The 18759-nt window shown below is 46.7% G+C and carries 15 protein-coding genes and 1 pseudogene; 9 read left to right on the forward strand and 7 right to left on the reverse strand.

The window, feature by feature from the left end:
• Window positions 1-45 precede the first annotated feature (45 nt).
• On the forward strand, window positions 46-468 hold the full coding sequence (locus QUA77_RS15075; RefSeq protein ID WP_015174977.1) for a hypothetical protein: 423 nt from the start codon (window positions 46-48) through the stop codon (window positions 466-468).
• 152 nt (window positions 469-620) lie between these two features.
• Here the strand turns inward: QUA77_RS15075 and QUA77_RS15080 are convergent, their stop codons facing one another.
• The 4 genes from QUA77_RS15080 to QUA77_RS15095 form a co-directional block, all read right to left on the reverse strand.
• Entirely contained in the window at window positions 621-1508 is an 888-nt protein-coding gene (locus QUA77_RS15080) for an ROK family protein (protein ID WP_333450910.1), read from the reverse strand.
• Window positions 1509-1727: 219 nt separating this feature from the next.
• Window positions 1728-2435 (reverse strand): tetratricopeptide repeat protein, encoded by a 708-nt coding sequence (locus QUA77_RS15085; RefSeq protein WP_333450911.1) that lies wholly within the window; start codon window positions 2433-2435, stop codon window positions 1728-1730.
• Between the two features lie 151 nt (window positions 2436-2586).
• Entirely contained in the window at window positions 2587-3810 is a 1224-nt protein-coding gene (locus QUA77_RS15090) for a murein transglycosylase A (RefSeq protein ID WP_333450913.1), read from the reverse strand.
• Window positions 3803-4060 (reverse strand): hypothetical protein, encoded by a 258-nt coding sequence (locus tag QUA77_RS15095; protein ID WP_333040861.1) that lies wholly within the window; start codon window positions 4058-4060, stop codon window positions 3803-3805. The genes QUA77_RS15090 and QUA77_RS15095 overlap by 8 nt, the downstream gene beginning before the upstream one ends.
• A gap of 554 nt (window positions 4061-4614) precedes the next feature.
• On the opposite strand from QUA77_RS15095, the gene QUA77_RS15100 reads away from it, so the two are divergent.
• Both QUA77_RS15100 and carB read left to right on the forward strand, forming a co-directional pair.
• A complete protein-coding gene (locus tag QUA77_RS15100) occupies window positions 4615-4854 on the forward strand; it encodes a hypothetical protein (protein ID WP_333040862.1) in 240 nt (79 codons plus the stop codon).
• A 573-nt stretch (window positions 4855-5427) separates the two neighbouring features.
• The gene (gene carB, locus QUA77_RS15105) at window positions 5428-8739 is read left to right on the forward strand and encodes a carbamoyl-phosphate synthase large subunit (protein ID WP_333040874.1); all 3312 of its coding nucleotides are present in this window, start codon (window positions 5428-5430) and stop codon (window positions 8737-8739) included.
• A gap of 287 nt (window positions 8740-9026) precedes the next feature.
• Here carB and QUA77_RS15110 read toward each other — a convergent pair whose 3' ends face one another.
• Both QUA77_RS15110 and QUA77_RS15115 read right to left on the reverse strand, forming a co-directional pair.
• Window positions 9027-9266, reverse strand: coding sequence for a DUF6737 family protein (locus tag QUA77_RS15110; protein WP_333181487.1), 240 nt, complete (start codon window positions 9264-9266; stop codon window positions 9027-9029).
• A gap of 52 nt (window positions 9267-9318) precedes the next feature.
• Complete coding sequence (locus tag QUA77_RS15115) at window positions 9319-9921, reverse strand: Uma2 family endonuclease (protein ID WP_333040864.1); 603 nt, start codon at window positions 9919-9921, stop codon at window positions 9319-9321.
• A gap of 244 nt (window positions 9922-10165) precedes the next feature.
• Here QUA77_RS15115 and QUA77_RS15120 point away from each other — a divergent pair, with 244 nt between their 5' ends.
• The 6 genes from QUA77_RS15120 (at window position 10166) to QUA77_RS15145 (ending at window position 18155) form a co-directional block, all read left to right on the forward strand.
• Window positions 10166-10828, forward strand: coding sequence for a VWA domain-containing protein (locus tag QUA77_RS15120; protein ID WP_332953856.1), 663 nt, complete (start codon window positions 10166-10168; stop codon window positions 10826-10828).
• A gap of 403 nt (window positions 10829-11231) precedes the next feature.
• Window positions 11232-12005, forward strand: coding sequence for a PP2C family serine/threonine-protein phosphatase (locus tag QUA77_RS15125; protein WP_333450916.1), 774 nt, complete (start codon window positions 11232-11234; stop codon window positions 12003-12005).
• A 149-nt stretch (window positions 12006-12154) separates the two neighbouring features.
• Window positions 12155-12814, forward strand: coding sequence for a hypothetical protein (locus tag QUA77_RS15130; protein ID WP_333450918.1), 660 nt, complete (start codon window positions 12155-12157; stop codon window positions 12812-12814).
• Between the two features lie 149 nt (window positions 12815-12963).
• Entirely contained in the window at window positions 12964-13656 is a 693-nt protein-coding gene (locus tag QUA77_RS15135; RefSeq protein ID WP_333450920.1) for a hypothetical protein, read from the forward strand.
• Between the two features lie 351 nt (window positions 13657-14007).
• Entirely contained in the window at window positions 14008-15774 is a 1767-nt protein-coding gene (locus QUA77_RS15140; RefSeq protein WP_333450921.1) for an NACHT C-terminal helical domain 2-containing protein, read from the forward strand.
• Window positions 15775-16037: 263 nt separating this feature from the next.
• Entirely contained in the window at window positions 16038-18155 is a 2118-nt protein-coding gene (locus QUA77_RS15145) for a DNA-binding protein (protein WP_333040871.1), read from the forward strand.
• A 301-nt stretch (window positions 18156-18456) separates the two neighbouring features.
• Here the strand turns inward: QUA77_RS15145 and QUA77_RS15150 are convergent.
• Window positions 18457-18678, reverse strand: a pseudogene (locus QUA77_RS15150) (hypothetical protein); the annotation flags it as partial.
• Window positions 18679-18759: the final 81 nt, after the last annotated feature.

The following is an 18759-nucleotide window of genomic DNA, read 5'->3' on the forward strand; positions in this document are numbered from 1 at the left end:
CAAACTATCCTAAAATACCAGGAAACACAGGTTTGAGGAGGCTTTGTGGCTTATTGGAGCAAAATTACTTATGAGAAAAGTACATACATAATTGACCTTGACACTATTAGTGCTTTTTCTAGCGAACTGGATAACAAGCGTCTCACCTTTTGGCTGCCTAATAGCAGTCAGCCGATTATCCTCAATCCCCAAGGCAATTATGAGGCTTACAAGCAAGTTCTCGATTACCTCAAAAAAACCATTGATCGCAATTCTAGAGGCTCGTGGATTAAAATTCATTATGACCGCAAAGAATTTGCGATTGATATGAGTCGAATTAGCTCTTTTGCTTGTGAACAGAACGGTCGGCTAAGCTTTTGCCTGCCTGACAGCGCAACTAATATTATTATCCTCCGCCAAAGCAACCCGGAAACTTATCAAGAAATTCAGGAATACATTAAAAATACGACTGGACAATCTCTGCCATAAAAAAGTCATTAGTCATTGAAGGATGAAGGGAGACTATGTTTAGTAACTCCTCACATTGATTTTATTTTTTTTTGAGCTAAAGTGCTTAGGTTGCCCCCTCATTTTAGATATTAAAAAAGCGCAGTAAAATGCGCTGCTTTTTTAAATTTTAACTATTGAACAAGCTGCCAAGCTAATTTTGCCGCGCCTACCATGCCTGCTTGATTGCCCAATTCAGCAACCAATAACTGCAAATCTTCGCGAGAAGTCGGCAGAACCCGCCGCTCAATTTCTTCTCGAACCTGCGGCAAGAAAAATTCTGTACCTGCACTAATTCCACCGCCGATAATAATAGCTTCCGGCGTCAAAATATAAATGAGACTTGCCAAACCGATACCCAAATAGCGCCCGTAATTTTGCCAAAATTCTAAAGCTTTGGCATCTCCAGACTTAGCTAAGTTTGCTAATTCTATAGGTTCCAAACCCGTTTCTCGGCGAATTGCTTGCACCGAAACGTACTGTTCTAAAGAACCGCGATTGCCGCTGTTGCACTTCGGGCCGTCGGGATTTATAGTAATCAATCCTAGTTCTCCAGCCGCGCCTTGATGACCTACAAATAGTTTGCCGTCTAGGATAACTGCACCGCCGACGCCTGTACCTAAAGTTACTAAGATTAGGTTTTTAAAGTGCCTTCCTGCGCCCAACCAAGCTTCTCCCAATCCGGCACAGTTGGCATCATTTGCTAACATGGTCGGCAGTCCGGTTTTAGCTTCCACCCAGTCAGCGAGGGGGACGTTATGCCAGTTTTTGAGGTTAATTGCTACTCTGGCTATGCGGCCGGCGGCGTCTGCCGGGCCTGGAGTACCGATGCCGATCGCACTTACAGCATTTTCGACAGGATTCAGTTGTAAAATAGCATCCGTCATTGTAGCTAAAACTGCTTCTGGCGTTGCGGGTTGAGGGGTTGGGACAGTTAAGGATTGGTGACAAATGCCGTCTTCGCTAAATCTGCCGAGTTTAATTGCGGTTCCGCCTAAGTCTATGCCGATTACTTGTGTCATTCGATTTGGGTTTGAGATGCAAGGGTTGGGGATTAATCCTCATAGGATAAACATATTTTAGGTGCGGATTGTGCACCTTACCAATTAAGTTTCTAGTGAGGATTTAAGGCCTCTAACTCTTATTTTAGTGTATAATAATGACCCAAACGGCACTTAATTCTTAATATTATCATACCGATCGCAATACCTAGCAAAAATTATGGATACCAGCGAGTTCGCCTATGGAATTTCGCCTAACTTACGTTGCGCTACCTCTCGGTTGTGCAAAGCATCGCGATAGTCTGGTTGGAGAGCAATTGCCTGGTTATAAGATGCGATCGCATCTTCAAATCTTCCTAAATTATACTGCTCATTCCCTCGCTCGCACCACGCCTCAGCATCTACATTAACTTCCGATTCAGCCTCCGCAGCCTCTGCGCCTCTGCGGTTCACTTCCCCAGAAAAACCCAAACCATCCCCAACAAACACCGCCTCAATCACCCTCCCCTTTGTATCCTCCTCCTCAACCTCCGGCAGCGGAAACCGTGTCAATATATCCCGCCCAATTTGCCTCGCCACCTCTGACAATTCCCCGCTGCCAATTCTACCTAACAAAACCAGCCGCTGCGCCAATTCCTGAAGCGATGCCACCGCATCCGTAGCAGCGGTGTCATCATGTTCGCCCTCTAACAATCTTTTGCCAAACCGTCGCAGCCAAGCAGCCAATTCACTATCTTTAAGGCGTTTTGCGATTAAGAATCCTGCCACATCCCCGCGACTCCAGCCGGCATTCACCCCTTCGAGAATTTCCATGAATTTCGACTCGTATTCCGCGTCAGTTAATGTTGGGCGGATGGCGGTATTTTCCGAAGGCGGGGAGGGTTTGGTTGGGGTTCCGAACAGCCGCTGAATTAGTCCTTTGATGAATAGCAGAATTTTGTTGAGCATTTGTGAGGTTGGGAGGGTGGGGTATTTTCTATTTTATAGCAATTATCAAAAATAGATTACATATTGATTGCCGGCGGTATCTGTAGGGACACGGCACTGCCGTGTCCGGGATGGCGACGCACAGTCAAAAATCACATGAAGTAGAATTAATCTACTTTAAAAGCGGATAATACAGTTCTCCTGTTGAGTTGATATAACCGGCCCTATCGCCCGCTAAATTCCCCGTTCCCATGAATACGTCAACTCTCCCCGCGCCTTTGATTGCACCGCCGGTATCCTGATCCAAAACGTACCGATTCACGGCATTTTGTTCGAGTTGTCCTGCCGCATTCGGATAAGGGAGTTTTGTACTAATTAATGCTAGTGCACCGGGTGGCATTAAGGCTTTGTCGGTGGCGATCGACCTTTCGGCAGTTACTGGCACTCCAATGCTTCCTGTGGCTGGAACTCCATTAGTATCCCGGAAGAATACAAAGCTTTCATTTTTCGGCAAATATTTGTTCATATCTGCGGGAAAGTTGGTGAAATATTCCCTTAGTTTCGGCAAATTTAACTCTTCTAAAGTAAACTTTCCGTCTTTAACTAATTCTCGCCCGACTCCTGTATAACTGTGACTGGTTTTGCCTGCAAAACCGACGGTCATCACGCTACCATCTGTTAGCTGCAATCTCGCAGAACCTTGGACGTGCACGAGAAATGCTTGGAATCGATCGCGCAACCAAACTAATTCTAATCCCCGCAGCAATCCTTTACTCGCCTGCAAAGCATCTTCGCCTTCTAATTGCAATCTTGTCGGGTGAGGTTTCGGCCAAGATGCCATGTTTGGCGGCATCCGGTACAGGGGATAACGGTATTCGGAATTAGGCGTGCGAGATGCTGCGTAAGTCGGCTCGAAATAACCTGTAAATGCGACTGTTCCTTGGCCATCTTTGCCCGTGGATTTGTAAAATACAAATTCGCGCTTGACCGATTCCTGAAGTTGTGATGGGGTTGTGGAACTGACAACTAATTGGCGGAATCGATCGAGAGAACGCCGAACTCGATCGCGCGTAACTTCTGCTACTGGATAGCGGCTGTAAGCAGTGGCGGCGGCCGATGTATTGAGATAGCGGAGGCTGTTGTCGATCGACTTTAACAGCAATTCTTTATCACCCGGTTTGCCATTTTCGCCCCAGATTTGAGCGTCAAAGGCGAGATCCTCCGACTCGCCAGCTTGCAATTGATTTATACTAATTGGTTGCAGTGGCGGGGCTGCAACGGCTGGCACCGAAAAAGCGATCGCCAAAACGCAACAGGCGATCGCTAATAGCTGATAGCGAAAAATCTTGCTCAATTTCCAATCTTCCCTACTAAATTGATTATTTTCCTTATTCATCGAATCGTTCGACGCTAGAAGTAAATATCGGTTCTACGCGAATTGCGAGAACGCTGGTAGGCCGAACTACCATGTATTCGCCTTGAATATTTTTGATCGGGACGTTAAGAAATTCTCTTGAATCTTGTTTCGGCACCAGCGTACTGCTGTACCACTTTTGAAAATCTTGCAGCGTTGCGAAACGCACTTCTTCGCGGTGGCCGCCTTCAAGCAGCAGGTGTACGGAATATTCGCTGGGTGTTCTAGGCATAGGAGATGGAGAGAGTTGTTGGAGGACAATCTAAAATCTAAAATCTAAAATTGATGTGGTTGCCCTCAAGCAGCAGGCGCACGGAATATTCGCACTTGTGTTCTAGGCATATCTTTATTTTAGATTTTTGATTTTAAGCTTTTGGAACGATTCCATATTTTACCTCTTCCTCGGCGCATTCCCTCATCTAGTAGGTTGGGTTGAGGGAGAGGGGGAGAGTGGGAGAAGGGGAGAGTGCGAGAGTTGTTGGAGAAAAATCTCAATCTTAAATCCAAAATCTTAAATCGATTGACGGTGGCCCCCATCTGCGGCTACGCTGTGAAATTAAGGCTGCTTTCCTCAAAGAAGAAGCAGCCCGCGTCGCCCAAAAATCTAGTTGCACTGCCCAAAGCTGCTACCAACAGCAATGGACAGCTAACCGCCAAACTGAGTAAGCAGTATGGAGGCTAATGGAGAATTTTAACACTCTCTGTAGCCGCCCTGCTCTGTGTTAACGTGCGGGGCGGCTGGGTTTTTGGGTTTTCCTAGAAAACCAAAAACCAGGAGACCATATTATGTCACAGGAATTCGTACCTGACGATAACTTGTCCGCGCGTCCAAATGACGACTCAGCAGTATCGGAACAGGAAGTCGTGCGGATAACGGTTGTCGGTTCCCGCGCCGCCGTGTTAGACACCATCCACACCTTGTACCGACTGGGATTTGCCCAAGTTGGCGATTGGAGTCCGCCGCAGCGAGGTGCAAAGCCGGGACAAGTTATAAGTGTACTCATTCGCCGATCGCGCAAAGCTTAACAATAGGCTGAAATACGCTAGGGACACTCCAAGAACCCATTGGTGTCAACAATCGCCTGAAACCATTGATAAATCTCGCTTTTAACCCAGTCTAGATCCCCCTAAATCCCCCTTAAGAAGGGGGACTTTGAGAAGAATCTTGTCCCCCCCTTCTTAAGGGGGGCTAGGGGGGATCTAGATTTAATACTCAAACAACAGTCTGTGATTGGGTTAGACGTTAAGTTGACACGAAGAAGGGTTCTTGGAGTGTCTCTACAATGATTAATCCGGCGGAATACAGGGATTGTGTATTTTAGAACACGATTTGACCGCAACACTTAAAATAGTCTTGATTTACCGATCGACCGCACCCTTTTCTCATCAATATTTCTGGTTAGCTGGGGGTGTCTGTCAGCCGGAGTTGCGAGGTTCTGCTTCCAAAATGCTGATAATGGTGCACAATTTCAAATTAACAACAAAACTTGCACTATTTTGAGTAAGCTTTGGGGGGAACAGCTTAGAAAGCCTGTTTCTAAGAGTGATGCAAAATATCAAATTAATCCTCCACCTTGTCCAATTACTAATTACGAACCTATGCCCCGTCGTCAAGACTTAAAAAAAATTCTTCTCATTGGTTCCGGCCCAATTGTTATCGGTCAAGCGTGCGAATTTGACTATTCAGGGACACAAGCTTGCAAAGCTTTGCGAGAAGAAGGTTATGAAGTAGTGTTGGTGAATTCCAACCCTGCAACGATTATGACCGATCCGGAAACTGCCGATCGCATTTACATCGAACCTCTAACGCCAGCCATCCTCGAACAAATCATCGCTAAAGAAAGACCTCAAGCAATTTTACCGACAATGGGCGGTCAAACGGCGCTAAATTTAGCAGTTGCCGTCGCCAAAAATGGCGTTTTAGAAAAATACAACGTCGAGTTGATTGGTGCTAAGTTGCCAGCAATTGAAATGGCAGAAGATCGGCTATTATTTAAGGAAGCGATGGCGCGAATTGGAGTCGCAGTTTGCCCTTCGGGAATTGCCAACACTCTCGACGAAGCCAAAGCAATTGGTCACCAAATTGGCAGTTATCCGTTAATTATTCGTCCTGCTTTTACAATGGGAGGCACGGGAGGCGGCATTTCTTACAACCAAGAAGAGTTTGAAGAAATGGCACAAGGCGGGATTGATGCCAGTCCAGTATCGCAAATTTTGATCGAACAATCTTTGATTGGTTGGAAAGAGTACGAACTCGAAGTAATGCGGGATTTGGCAGATAATGTGGTGATTATTTGTTCGATCGAGAATCTCGACCCGATGGGCGTCCACACCGGCGATTCTATCACCGTCGCCCCGGCGCAAACTCTCACAGACAAAGAATATCAGCGCCTGCGAGATGCTTCGGTGAAAATTATTCGAGAAATCGGAGTTGAAACCGGCGGTTCCAATATTCAATTTGCCGTCAATCCTGTCAACGGAGATTTCATCGTTATTGAAATGAACCCTCGGGTTTCCCGTTCCTCCGCCTTGGCCTCGAAAGCAACTGGTTTCCCTATTGCCAAAATGGCGGCAAAATTAGCGGTAGGTTACAGCCTAGACGAAATTTCCAACGATATCACCAAGAAAACTCCGGCGTCTTTTGAGCCGACAATTGACTACGTGGTGACGAAGATTCCCCGATTTGCATTTGAAAAGTTCCCTGGTTCCGAACCGACTTTGACAACGCAAATGAAGTCGGTTGGGGAGGTAATGGCGATCGGGCGCAGCTTCAACGAATCATTCCAAAAAGCCCTGCGGGGATTGGAAACAGGCCGCGCGGGTTTCGGGTGCGACAAACCGGAAAAGTTGCCGAGTTTGGAACAAATTCGCGCCGGATTGCGGACGCCAAATCCCGATCGCATTTTTACAGTTCGCCACGCGATGATGATGGGAATGTCGGTGGAAGATATCTTCGAGTTTACAGGAATTGATCCTTGGTTTTTGGATAAAATGCAGGAATTGCTGGAAACTGAGAAGTTCTTGAAACGAACGCGGTTGGAAGAGTTGACAAAAGAGACAATGTTTGAAGTAAAGCAATTGGGTTTTAGCGATCGCCAAATTGCTTACGCCACCAAAACATCCGAAGATCAAGTGCGCGCTTACCGCAAACAGTTAGGCGTAATTCCGGTTTACAAAACAGTCGATACCTGTGCCGCTGAATTTGAAGCGTTTACACCCTATTATTATTCCACCTACGAAGCGGGAGCAGCAATTTGGGACTTGGGCGATGAAGAGAAGAAGATTTCGCCTGTAGGCCACAGTCTCGCGCCGGAGTCGGAAGTTTTGCCTTCTACCAAACGAAAAGTGATGATTTTAGGTGGCGGGCCGAACCGGATCGGACAGGGAATTGAGTTTGATTACTGCTGCTGTCACGCTTCCTATTCCCTAGGAGAAGATGGCTTTGAGACAATTATGGTCAACTCGAACCCGGAAACGGTTTCGACGGATTATGATACGAGCGATCGCCTGTATTTTGAACCGCTAACAAAAGAAGATGTTCTCAACATCATCGAAGCGGAAAATCCAGAGGGAATAATTATTCAATTTGGGGGCCAAACGCCGCTGAAGTTGGCGCTTCCTTTACAAAAAGCTCTGGAAAATCACCCCGATGTACAAACAAAAATCTGGGGAACTTCGCCGGATTCCATTGATACTGCTGAAGACAGGGAGCGATTTGAAAAGATTCTGCGGGAATTGGATATTCAGCAAGCTGCTAACGGTTTAGCCCGTAGTTTTGAGGATGCTTTAATAGTAGCTCAACGGATCGGTTATCCGGTAGTGGTGCGACCAAGTTATGTATTAGGCGGGCGAGCCATGGAAATTGTTTATTCCGATACGGAATTGGAACGTTACATGACCTATGCCGTGCTAGTAGAACCCGATCATCCGATTTTAATTGATAAGTTTTTGGAGAATGCGATCGAGGTGGATGTCGATGCGATCGCCGATGTTACGGGCAATGTGACGATCGGCGGTATTATGGAGCACATCGAGGAAGCGGGAATCCACTCCGGCGACTCTGCTTGTTCTATCCCTTATCAAACGCTTTCTGATGCAGCCTTGGTAACAATCCGCCGCTGGACTGTAGAATTAGCAAAATCCCTGAAAGTAATCGGGTTGATGAATATTCAATTTGCTGTTCAAGGGGAACAAGTTTTTATTTTGGAAGCTAATCCGCGCGCTTCTCGAACAGTGCCTTTTGTCTCCAAGGCGATCGGAGTTCCCTTAGCAAAAATGGCCTCACGAGTCATGTCTGGCAAAACTCTAGAAGCTTTGGGTTTTACTGAAGAGATTATACCCACTCATGTTGCGGTAAAAGAAGCTGTATTACCCTTTGCTAAGTTCCCGGGAACTGATACCTTGTTAGGGCCAGAAATGCGATCGACCGGCGAAGTCATGGGAATTGACACCGATTTTGGCAAAGCCTTTGCCAAAGCTCAATTAGGTGCTGGACAAATGATGCCGCTGTTGGGAACCGTGCTGGTTTCGATGCGCGATCGGGACAAACTAGCAGTTGTACCCGTTGTCAAGGAATTCTTAGAATTGGGTTTCAGAGTAGTCGCAACTCACGGAACACGCAAAGTTTTGCGAGAGCAAGGTTTACAGGTAGATTTGGAATTGAAACTGCACGAAGGGCGGCCGAATTTGTTGGATTCGATCAAAAATGAGAAAATTCAACTAATTATCACCACACCTTCCGGCGAAGAATCCCGAGCCGACGGCATCTTTATCCGCCGCACAGCTTTGACTTACAAAATCCCGATTATTACGACAATAGCCGGTGCCAAAGCGACAGCAGCGGGAATTCGATCGCTCAAATCCCACCCGATGGAAGTAAAAGCAATTCAAGACTATTACCCGCAAACTTAGAGGGCGAAACACCCTATGTTTAGGGTGTGCAGGGCGCACTATTAGTGTCAACTTAAGCTTTTAGTCCGCCAGTCCTCTCCCTCACCCCGCACTCCGCCAGGGAATGAATTCCCTGTCTTATGGCGAAAGTCCTCTCAAAGAGGACTGAATAACTCATTAGTCCTCATATCGAGGACTTTCGCTTGGAGGTTCTTGTTGAAGCCCCTGTCGGAAAGAGGGTTTAACGTGTTTGTTGACACCAATGAGCGCGCACCTTATCCTAAACATAAGGTGCGCGTCACCAAAACCTAATCTGCATCGGAATCCAAAACTCCGCTAGAAAGCATCAACCTCGGCCAAACTAACAAGAAAAAACCCATCCAAGCTAATAAAGGAATCGCCACTAAAACAGTTATCCAAACATTTTTTAATAAAAACCAACTACCGCTAATCAGGCTAGTACCAGTTAAAAGAATCGACCAAGGCTGACACCACCAAGGTTTGTAACTCCAAGGACTAATAGATTTTTTATCAGAAAGAGACTTCATATTTTCAGTAATTTTTTATGGATAATAGTCTGGCTAGGTGGATTAACGGAAGTTAAACATTCATAACCTCTTCTGCTGTCAGCGTTAATTCGGGAAAAGTCCGCGACACAATTCGTTCGCTGCCTTTAAACGCGCTTCTTTGATAGTTGCCCTCTGCATCCAAAAGGTGGACAAATACAGTTGGAACTTTGGGATTTCCCAGAAATTCCCTGCTACCAATTGCTAAATAATCGACTATCCAATATTCTACAATTCCCAAACGCCGATATTCGTCCAATTTGTCTATATAATCGTCCTCCCAATTTGTTGATGTTACTTCCACTGCCAGTTGAATTGGTTCCCGCAATGCAGAATAAGCAGAACGGTTCGATCGCCACAAATCGCGATCAATTACGCTGACATCCGGCCTCCGCCCTTGTTCGATGCCCGCTTTACTTACAGTTCTGATAACGGCGGTATTGTTGACTACATAATTTAAACTTAGCCGTTTAACTTGATCTTTAAATGAGTCAGACGTAAAATCAGCAACATCATCATGATTTCTTGTCGCATTCATCTCTACAATTTCTCCATTTACCAGTTCATAGCGTCCATTTTCTGGACATTCTACAAGGAATTGGTCAAAGGTTAATTTCTGTGTGACTGTTGCAATCATAAGATTTATCCTTATTTTGCAGTAATACTATTAGTCTATATTACCACAGGCAGGAAAAAATTTGTTTTTTTGACGGCAGACATCCAATTCTTAAATCTAAAATATACAATCAAAAATAAAAAATCGATTCACGTAAATGGTAAAATGCGATCGCCCTAGCAATTTGCACTTAAATTTGTTACTGACTTGATACAGTAAAGTAACAAACCTAGAAATCGAGCCACTCCCAGGTCAACCCCGAACCATGAGACTAGACGAAGCCGTAGAATTTGCCGAAAACCCAGAGCCGCGCTGTCCCTGCGTCCTCCTGCTGGACACCTCCGGCTCCATGCAAGGCGCACCCATAGATGCCTTGAATGAGGGGCTGGAAATTTTTAGGAATGACCTAATTAAAGACGAACTAGCTAAAAAGCGAGTCGAAGTCGCGATTATTTCATTTGACAATCATATCAAAGTCGTGCAAGACTTCGTGACCGCCGACCAATTCGAGACGCCACTGCTGACAGCTCAAGGACAAACCCACATGGGCGCTGGCATTCAGCTAGCATTAGATACTATTGCGGCTCGCAAATCCGAATACCGCAACAACGGCATTACCTACTACCGCCCGTGGGTATTTATGATTACTGACGGCGAACCTCAAGGTGAATCAGATGATGTTGTGGAAATAGCAGCACAGCGGATTAAAGAGGAAGAAACTAACAAGCGCGTGGCATTTTTTGCAGTCGGAGTGGAAGGTGCTAATATCACCCGTCTGGCGCAAATTGTCGAGCGCACGCCTGTAAAATTGAGAGGACTAGACTTTAGAGAGATGTTCATCTGGCTGTCGGCTAGTATGCAGAGAGTTTCTCACTCAAAAATTGATGAACAAGTAGCGCTGCCACCACCCGGATGGGGAACTGTTTAGGTATTAGTCATTGCTCATTGATCATTGGTCATTAGGTAAGGATTCAGGTCTAAAAACTTGCGGCTCCAACGCTTGTCTGGCAAGGGTTTTAGGGCAAAATAAGGGTTTTTGTCTTTCGTGGTTAATTGTCAATAAACGAGGAGAAGTGACAGTTTTTCGTGGTTTATTGAGAATATAGATTGATTTAGTATCAAGCTCCATATCTAAAGTCTTTGCCCAGCAAGGAGTTCAGTGACCTGAATCCTTACGTCATTAGTAAGTGACCAGCGGTAAGTGCGGTGTGCATAGCCCTACATAATAAGTAAGGTGTGGTGTGCATCGCCCTATCTAATTAGGGATAAATAAACCCGTCCAGACTTTGCATAGTTGTGAATTTACGAAGTTTTGAGTTAAAGAGTTATTAATGCAGAATTCATCCTTTAATTGGCAAGTTGTAGCGGCATCGGTGATAGGTACAAGCCACGAAAAAAGATCGCAGCCTTGTCAAGATGCCCACTGCTGGCGTCTCTTGCCGAACGGTGTTTTAGCGGCAGCGGTTGCCGATGGTGCGGGCTCCGCAGCACTCGCAGAAATTGGGGCGAAAATTGCTGTGGAAGCGGTTGTCGAAACGATTTGCCAGCAACAGGAAAGGCTGCCTGAAAATGACGACGAATGGCAGGTATTCTTGACAGCATCACTGCAAGTCGCGCGGGCGCAGGTGGAAGCAGAAGCGGCTGTGCGGGAAGTGGCTGCGAGAGATTTAGCCTGCACTTTAATTGCTGTTGTTGCTACGCCGGAATTAATCGCAGTTGCTCAAATCGGCGACGGTGCCGCGGTAGCAGGTGACAGTGCAGGAAATGCGATCGCCCTGACTGTACCTCCCTGCGGCGAATACATCAACGAAACTATTTTTTTGATTTCGCCGAATGCGATAGAAACAGCGCAATTTCAGGTACTGCGGGAAAAACTGCCGCACTTGGCGGTGTTTTCCGACGGCTTGCAAATGTTAGCTCTCAAAATCCCAGAAGGCACGCCGCACAAGCCGTTTTTTGCGCCTTTGTTTCGGTTTTCTGGCGAGTGGAAAGAAGAAGAAGATGCGAAACAGCAATTAGAGTCATTTTTGCGATCGCCCCGCGTTTCCGAACGCACCGATGATGACTTAACATTATTGTTAGCAACTTTTTCGAGTCAGGTCTAATCTGTTTAAATCCACTTAGATAAGCCGGATAAAAAATTATGACTGCTCAACGAATTAGTGCCATAAGCTTGTTACGACAAACGTTTGCTGTTGTGGGATCTATATACCCAGTTCTGTTCAGAATCAACTATCCCCATTTGATATGGTTCGTGCTAAGTACTTTTGGCCGAGATATCCTGCTCAATAGCTTTGAGATAACTACCTCCGAACAGGCGGACGCAGGTCTTAAGTTGAATATTCTCTACTGGTTGGTGGCAGTTCCTTTCTTGTCGGGAGCTACTAATTTCTACACTTATCGAAGTTTGACAGAAAATCAAGTAACTGCGAGCGATGCTTTCTCTCAAGCAAAAAGAAGATTGCTACCACTCATTTTGGTTAATTTCCTGTCTGTGGTGGTGGTGCTGCTGCTTTTTGCTTTAGCAAGAGCAAGCATTATGTGGTCCCAGCAGTCTTTTGCCTTTTTAGGACTAAGTATAGTAATAATTTCTGGGTGTTATGTGTTATACCGCTTAATGTTTTCATCTTATGCTATCGTCATTGATAACTCTTCGGTGCCGGACAGTTTTGACAGTAGTTGGAAATTAACTGAAGGGCGTTCTTGGTTGATAGTTAGCTCATATTTACTGATAGCTTTTGTGTTTTTTGTGCCAGGACAATTGATTGATGAATTAATCGGTTTAAAATTGGGAAATCCCCTAGCATCTCAGCTTGTGGGTCAGGTACTCGGATTTATAGTCGGAGTGTTGATAAATGTTTATTTCATTTTATTGTACCAGCGTCTGCGGCAATCAGCAGCAGCTACTCAATAAACATCTCCTAAAATAAAGTTAAGGGCTGTCAGAATACTTACCCACAAAAATTTTGCGAAATGTCTAATCAGCGGTGAAAATTTGGCGCGGTTCTATAATAAAATCGAGGTGTCAACAATTTTGCTTTAGTGTGTACAGTAGGTCGTCATTTGCAAGCACAAGAGATTAAGGATCAGCTCAACTCCCTAATTAGCGACGCAGATCTAATAGATCCGAGTTTAGCGAGAAGATTGGATGAAATCAATCGCTGGGTGAAAGATGTTAAACCCGGTTCGCTAACGGCTAAAAAATTTGTGATGGCTTTTTTGCTGCAGCTTATCCGAGATTCTCAGGTTTGGCTGGCAATTCAATCTCTACCTTCAGAAAGAGAACAACAAGCCGCGTTTGAGTTAATGACGCCCGGGGAAAGGTATTGGTACAGCTATCTATTTCCTAAATGGCTGAGCGAAAACGATCGCAAATTTTACATCTGGAAACAAAAACTCAAGGCAGGTCAATTCGATCCGGGAGATGATATCGTGATTCGTGCGATCGCAGCCCGAATTGTCGATCGCCAAGGCACTGTTTTGTATCGATATGTTGCAGATCTTTCTATGGCAACCGATTCGATCGTTAGCAGCCGGCAACAGCAGCCCCTCTGCATTCAAGTCACAACTCTTTCGGATGAATTCTCTGAACAAAAATATCAGAACTGGCAACAAACTCTTAAAGATTGGGGGATTGACAGAGGATTGTTTTTAAGTTATGATAAAAACGATGCAAATTTCCTGAATCAGTTAGTTAACATTGCATTATATAATAGCGATAATTTGCCCGCCGGTCGTTACCTCAAGTTCCCGTAAATCAAGCATATCTGCTGCTGAGAATAGTTCGACTGCTCCAAAACTCTGTGAAAAAAAATTTGACTAACTCACATATTGCACAATTGTCGACAATGCCAAAAACCTAACCCCCAGACTGCTTCGGGAAAAGGGAAAACCGACCAAGATTTTTCCTCCCCTTTTCTGTCTCCGGGAGGGGTTTGCCAGACGCTGGCAAGAGGTGCTTCCTACGAAGGCTACATAACGGGAAGATTGACCGCCGCAATCAATCTTGTGAAATAACTAGCAACTCTGCCTAAATTGAATTGAGATTTGATTAAATCGCGGTGGACTTGTTGGAAATAAAATCAAATTACATCAAAATCAAATACTATGACTGTACAAGGTACGAGCATCGTTGAAAATAACTTGCACAAAGTCTGGGAAGAACTGGAAGCAGCCAGAAAGATGCAGGATGAATGGATGAATTATGGGGTAGATTTTGTGGATTTATATGTGGAAGATGCTGGCGGTGATTGGTTGGAAAAGTGGGGAAAATGTGAAGAAGAATTAGAGCTAATAAAAAATAAAAAGGTAGATATTGAAGCAGTCAAAGCAGCGATCGACATTCCCAGCTTTCAGCAGACAAAACTGCTGGAAATCGCCTTAAATTGCCGTTACTCTACCAGCTATTACTCCGATCGCCCCGAGGAGTCTCCCGCTTGGCAAGAGGTTAAGTACAAACGGCTGTCACTCTTAGGGGGAGCGATTTTCGGTGCCGTTGTTACCGATTACCTCTACCGTGAACATCCAGAACTCGACCCAGATGCTATCTCAACCTTAAAAGCTCGTTTAGCAGACTCAAAAAAAACTGCGGAATTCACACAAAACTTGAAATTAAACGAACTTAGTTGGCTAGTACGGAACGGGAAAGAAACAGACAAAAGCGAGTACACTATATCTTTTTCAGAAAGTTTTGAGGCTTTGTTTGCCGCGATTTACTTGGAGTTCGATCGCGATTTTTCCAGTGGGGGAAACTGGCTGATTGAACACTTGATTGAACCAACGGTTAGCCAGCATCTGGATCTAACTGGGCGGCGACAAAGGGGACCCGAAAACGAGGTGAAGCGTCGGGAAATCCTGGGTGCGGATATTTTAGAGGCGATCGCGATCGACTATTTGTACAACCGCTTTCCCGAACGCAACGCCAGCCAGCTAACTCGCTGGAAAAATATGTTAGTGGCTAAAAAGATTTTTCCCAAAGACTTTAAGGCCAAATTAGGCAGCCATTACCTAGAGTTGGAGAGCAATTTCTCGCGTACCCGCGACTGGTTGGTGGATAACTTTATCAAAAGCGCAGTTGACGAACTGCTAGAGGAAAGCGAAACTCAACCAGAATATGTGATTGACAGTGCCAACCCTGACTCGCTGCCAGAATTAGTCAGCCGAATTACCGACAAAAAGTGGAAAAATGAATTTGTGAGAGTTGTCAGCATTTTGCAACCTGCTGACGAACTTTTGCTGCTGATGCAACAAAAAATTGACAGCATGGCGGCTAAAGATGAAACCTTGCAGCAGTTGCTAATCTGGGCAAATCACAAGTCTCAGTTAGTGCAAAAGAATTTCAAACCCGTCGAAATTCGCGCTTTTTATGTTGCCTTAGTTTGCGTGCTCGATTTGGCTTTGACTCGCGTCCTCGATCCGAGTCTGAAGTTTGATAGATCGAAAGTTCGCAAGTTGCGGAATTGTTTGGCCAAGGCGGGAAAAAATGTAGAATTTGCAGATGTTAACGAGTCTCTGAAATTGGCTTTTGATAATGATGTGGCGGGTATCGTGGTTGGCATTTGGGCACTGGATATTGAACCAGAACTTAAACAACTGCTGGCACAATTTCAGACGGAGATGCCTGATTTGCAAAACTGGAAAAAGTGGCGCAAAGAGTGCGGTAGCTGTTGGCTGGCAAAATTCAAAACTGCGATGGGCTACAATCGAGACTTTCGCCCCCAACAGAAAACTCTGCTGAAACAGTATTACTATGCCCACAACTTGCTGGTGGAATGCCTCAACAGCGATAATTGTCAGGTGACACCGGCCGTCAGACAAAAAATTGAGGATAAAATGTTGTTATTGTCGGTGGATTTGAAGCTGGTTCACATCTAATTTTGATAGCGCGGACGGGCGAGACGCCCATTCCACTAATCGATGGACGGGCGGGATGCCCATCCCACTAACAGCAAAAGGGCTTAACCACTCCCCCCAAGAAATCGGGTTTTTTACCGAATCTGCGGTCTGCAACACGTCTTTTGGTGAAAAACCCGGTCTCTCCTCACCGGTGCCTAAGTCATAACAAAGGTAAGATTTAATGGGCAAGTCAAGTTTATTGAGTCATGGCTTCCAAATCCTGTATCCTATAACGGAATTCTATGCAGTTGCAGCGCCAATTTAGCGGACAACTGATTGCGATCGACACCAAAACTGCGATCGCCAGTGGGGGTGAAGGTCGCATCTACCCGATCGCCCAAGACTCGTCCCTTGTAGCAAAAATCTACCACAAACCGACAGACGAAGACGGCGACAAACTCACAGTCATGTTCAGTATGCCGCCGGATGCGCCGATCGCGGAACCCGGGCACGCTTCCATTGCTTGGCCGATCGATTTGCTGCATACTGTCGGCGGGCGAGAAAAAATTGTCGGTTTTGTGATGCCGCGCGTCAACAAAGTGATGCCGGTACACACTTTTTACACTCCCAAAACCAGGCGCGAACAAAAACCTCTATTTAGCTATCTTTACCTCCACCGTACCGCCAGAAATCTCGCCTCGGCTGTAAATGCCCTCCACGTCAGGGGTTACGTCATCGGCGACGTAAACGAGTCGAACATTCTCGTGACGGATACGGCGTTGGTAACGCTGGTAGACACGGATTCGTTTCAAGTCCGCGATCCTTATACGGGTTACGTTTATCGGTGTCCCGTGGGGAAACCGGAGTTTACGCCGCCGGAGTTGCAGGGGCAGACTTTCCGCGATATCGATCGATCCCCAGAGCACGATTTGTTCGGTTTAGCGGTATTAATTTTTCAATTGCTGATGGAAGGTACGCATCCGTTTTCGGGAGTTTATCTCGGTAGCGATGAACCACCGTCTTTGGAAGCGAGAATTCGATCGGGCCATTTCCCCACAGGTACGAAACGGATTCCCTACCGCCCGATGCCCGCTGCGCCTCCTTTCGAGATGCTGCATCCGCGACTGCGGCAGATGTTTATCCGCTGTTTTGAGGAAGGGCACGGCAATCCTTCGGCGCGCCCGGATGCGAAAACTTGGGTGAATGCAATTCGGGAAGCGGAAGATGCTTTAGTTACTTGCAGTAAAAATAGTCAGCATAAATACGGAAATCATCTCAGTCGCTGTCCTTGGTGCGATCGGGCAAAACTCCTCAAAGGGCGCGATCCGTTTCCTTCCCGGCAAGCAATTAGCAACGGATTGCACTTGCAGCCTGCGAAAATCAAGCGTAAAAAGCCTCAACCACCGCCTGTCGTGAGGGAGCCCGCAGTGCGCCGGCAACAGCCCGCCACGGGGCTGCCACGCCCCCTCGGTCAGTACGCAGTGCCCTTGCTACCGATGCCGATGTCTTCTCGGAGTCGGACTCCTGCGCCTCGGGTTCCCGTGGGCAAGTTTGAGCGCATTGTTCAGGATGCTGCTTGGGGAGGTGTTTGGGGTAGTTTGTGTTTGGCGGCGATCGGAGGGATTTATTCGGTAATAGCTGAGGGCGGTGGGGCTATTTTGGGGGCGATTTTTGTTGGTACGATTTGGGGCTGTTTTTTTGGGATGATGTGGGGCATTTTTACTTTGCCGCCGAATCAGATTTGGCGGAAGTGGGGCGGAGTTTTGGTGGGGGCGGCTTGGGGCGCTTTTTTGTTGGCGGCGATCGGCGGTGCGGTGTTTGGCGCGATTAATAGCACTCCGGGGATCGGGGAGAGGATTTTGGCTGGGGCGGGAGTTGGTGCTGTCTGGGGCTGTGTTTGGGCGAGTTTTCGGCCTCCTCTGGCGCTGCCGGCGGGGAGGGTGTGGGGCCGGCGGGGAGGGTCTTTGGGGGCGGTCTGGGGCTCGTTTATGGGGACTCTGGCTGGTGTTTTTTTGGGGGCTGGGCTGGTGGTTTGGCAGCAATACGGTGTCCAGATGCGGCCGGTGAATGAGTTTGCGGGTTTGCTGCTGGGTGTGGCGATCGTGGCGGCTGGTGTGGGTTCTGTTGGAGGTGTGGTTTCTGGGGGTTTGTTGGGTTTTTGCGGGTTTTCGCCGAAGTTGCCGATTTCGTTTCAGCCTTCGGGCTTGAAGGGTGCGGCTTTGGGGGCGATTTGGGGCAGTTTTTTGGGGACTTTGGCGGGTGCTGTGTTGGGTGCGGGCGTGTCTGCGATGTTTCCGGCTGTTAGCGCTGGAGTGCCGGTGGAGTTGGGGCCTGTGGCGGGGGCGATCGTGGGGGCTGGTTTGGGGGCAATTTGGGGGGTGGTTTCGGGTACTGTTTGGGGGGCTTTGGGGAAGTGGTGAAGAAAGAAGCAACGATGTAAATTCGCAACCGCAGATATTTCTCTGCAAGCTATTAGCCCAGCGCCTCAACAAAGCTTGCGAGTTCCAGGGTTTGACGTTTCGGGGCCGCACATCGCTCCGAACCTCTACTTGAATTTAACTTAGTCTTAACTTAAACTTAACCTGATACCCTAGTAAATCCAGCGACTAACCGGAGTTACATTAAGTCAGCCTGCCACGCCTGGGAATGCGTGCGCGTGAAGAGCCAGTTCTAGGGCGTCGGTTCAGTATTAGGAGTTGACAAAAAAAGGAATTTATGAAATTAGCCAGTGCATGAGTTCGACTCTATGCCTGGTGTAATTGGTCGAACCTTATCCATTCGAGCAATGACATGAAGATTATGAACAACAGCGACTCGCCGTAGATCGAAGAGATTTTTCCGCAGTCCAATATAGCGAGCACGGTTCCCCTGCCAATGGCCAATATGAGCCAGAGAGTGTTCAACTGTAGTACGTTTTCTTAAGTCTATTCTACCAATAGCAGTGGATCATTGGTAACAAGTTAAGCTTGTATGGCAGTTGTCAAGGGGGTTTGAGAAGATGTCTCAAAGAAAAATTGGTTCTGA

This window comes from Microcoleus sp. K5-D4 (assembly GCF_036704575.1).
In the GTDB taxonomy this organism is placed as follows: Bacteria; Cyanobacteriota; Cyanobacteriia; order Cyanobacteriales; family Microcoleaceae; genus Microcoleus.

Coding starts and splice junctions, on each gene's coding strand:
- QUA77_RS15110 (WP_333181487.1), bottom strand. CDS start 9,266: ATGAAGTCTCTTTCTGATAAAAAATCTATTAGTCCTTGGAGTTACAAA.
- QUA77_RS15100 (WP_333040862.1), top strand. CDS start 4,615: ATGTCACAGGAATTCGTACCTGACGATAACTTGTCCGCGCGTCCAAAT.
- QUA77_RS15080 (WP_333450910.1), bottom strand. CDS start 1,508: ATGACACAAGTAATCGGCATAGACTTAGGCGGAACCGCAATTAAACTC.
- QUA77_RS15115 (WP_333040864.1), bottom strand. CDS start 9,921: ATGATTGCAACAGTCACACAGAAATTAACCTTTGACCAATTCCTTGTA.
- QUA77_RS15090 (WP_333450913.1), bottom strand. CDS start 3,810: ATGAATAAGGAAAATAATCAATTTAGTAGGGAAGATTGGAAATTGAGC.
- QUA77_RS15095 (WP_333040861.1), bottom strand. CDS start 4,060: ATGCCTAGAACACCCAGCGAATATTCCGTACACCTGCTGCTTGAAGGC.
- QUA77_RS15125 (WP_333450916.1), top strand. CDS start 11,232: ATGCAGAATTCATCCTTTAATTGGCAAGTTGTAGCGGCATCGGTGATA.
- QUA77_RS15140 (WP_333450921.1), top strand. CDS start 14,008: ATGACTGTACAAGGTACGAGCATCGTTGAAAATAACTTGCACAAAGTC.
- carB (WP_333040874.1), top strand. CDS start 5,428: ATGCCCCGTCGTCAAGACTTAAAAAAAATTCTTCTCATTGGTTCCGGC.
- QUA77_RS15085 (WP_333450911.1), bottom strand. CDS start 2,435: ATGCTCAACAAAATTCTGCTATTCATCAAAGGACTAATTCAGCGGCTG.
- QUA77_RS15145 (WP_333040871.1), top strand. CDS start 16,038: ATGCAGTTGCAGCGCCAATTTAGCGGACAACTGATTGCGATCGACACC.
- QUA77_RS15120 (WP_332953856.1), top strand. CDS start 10,166: ATGAGACTAGACGAAGCCGTAGAATTTGCCGAAAACCCAGAGCCGCGC.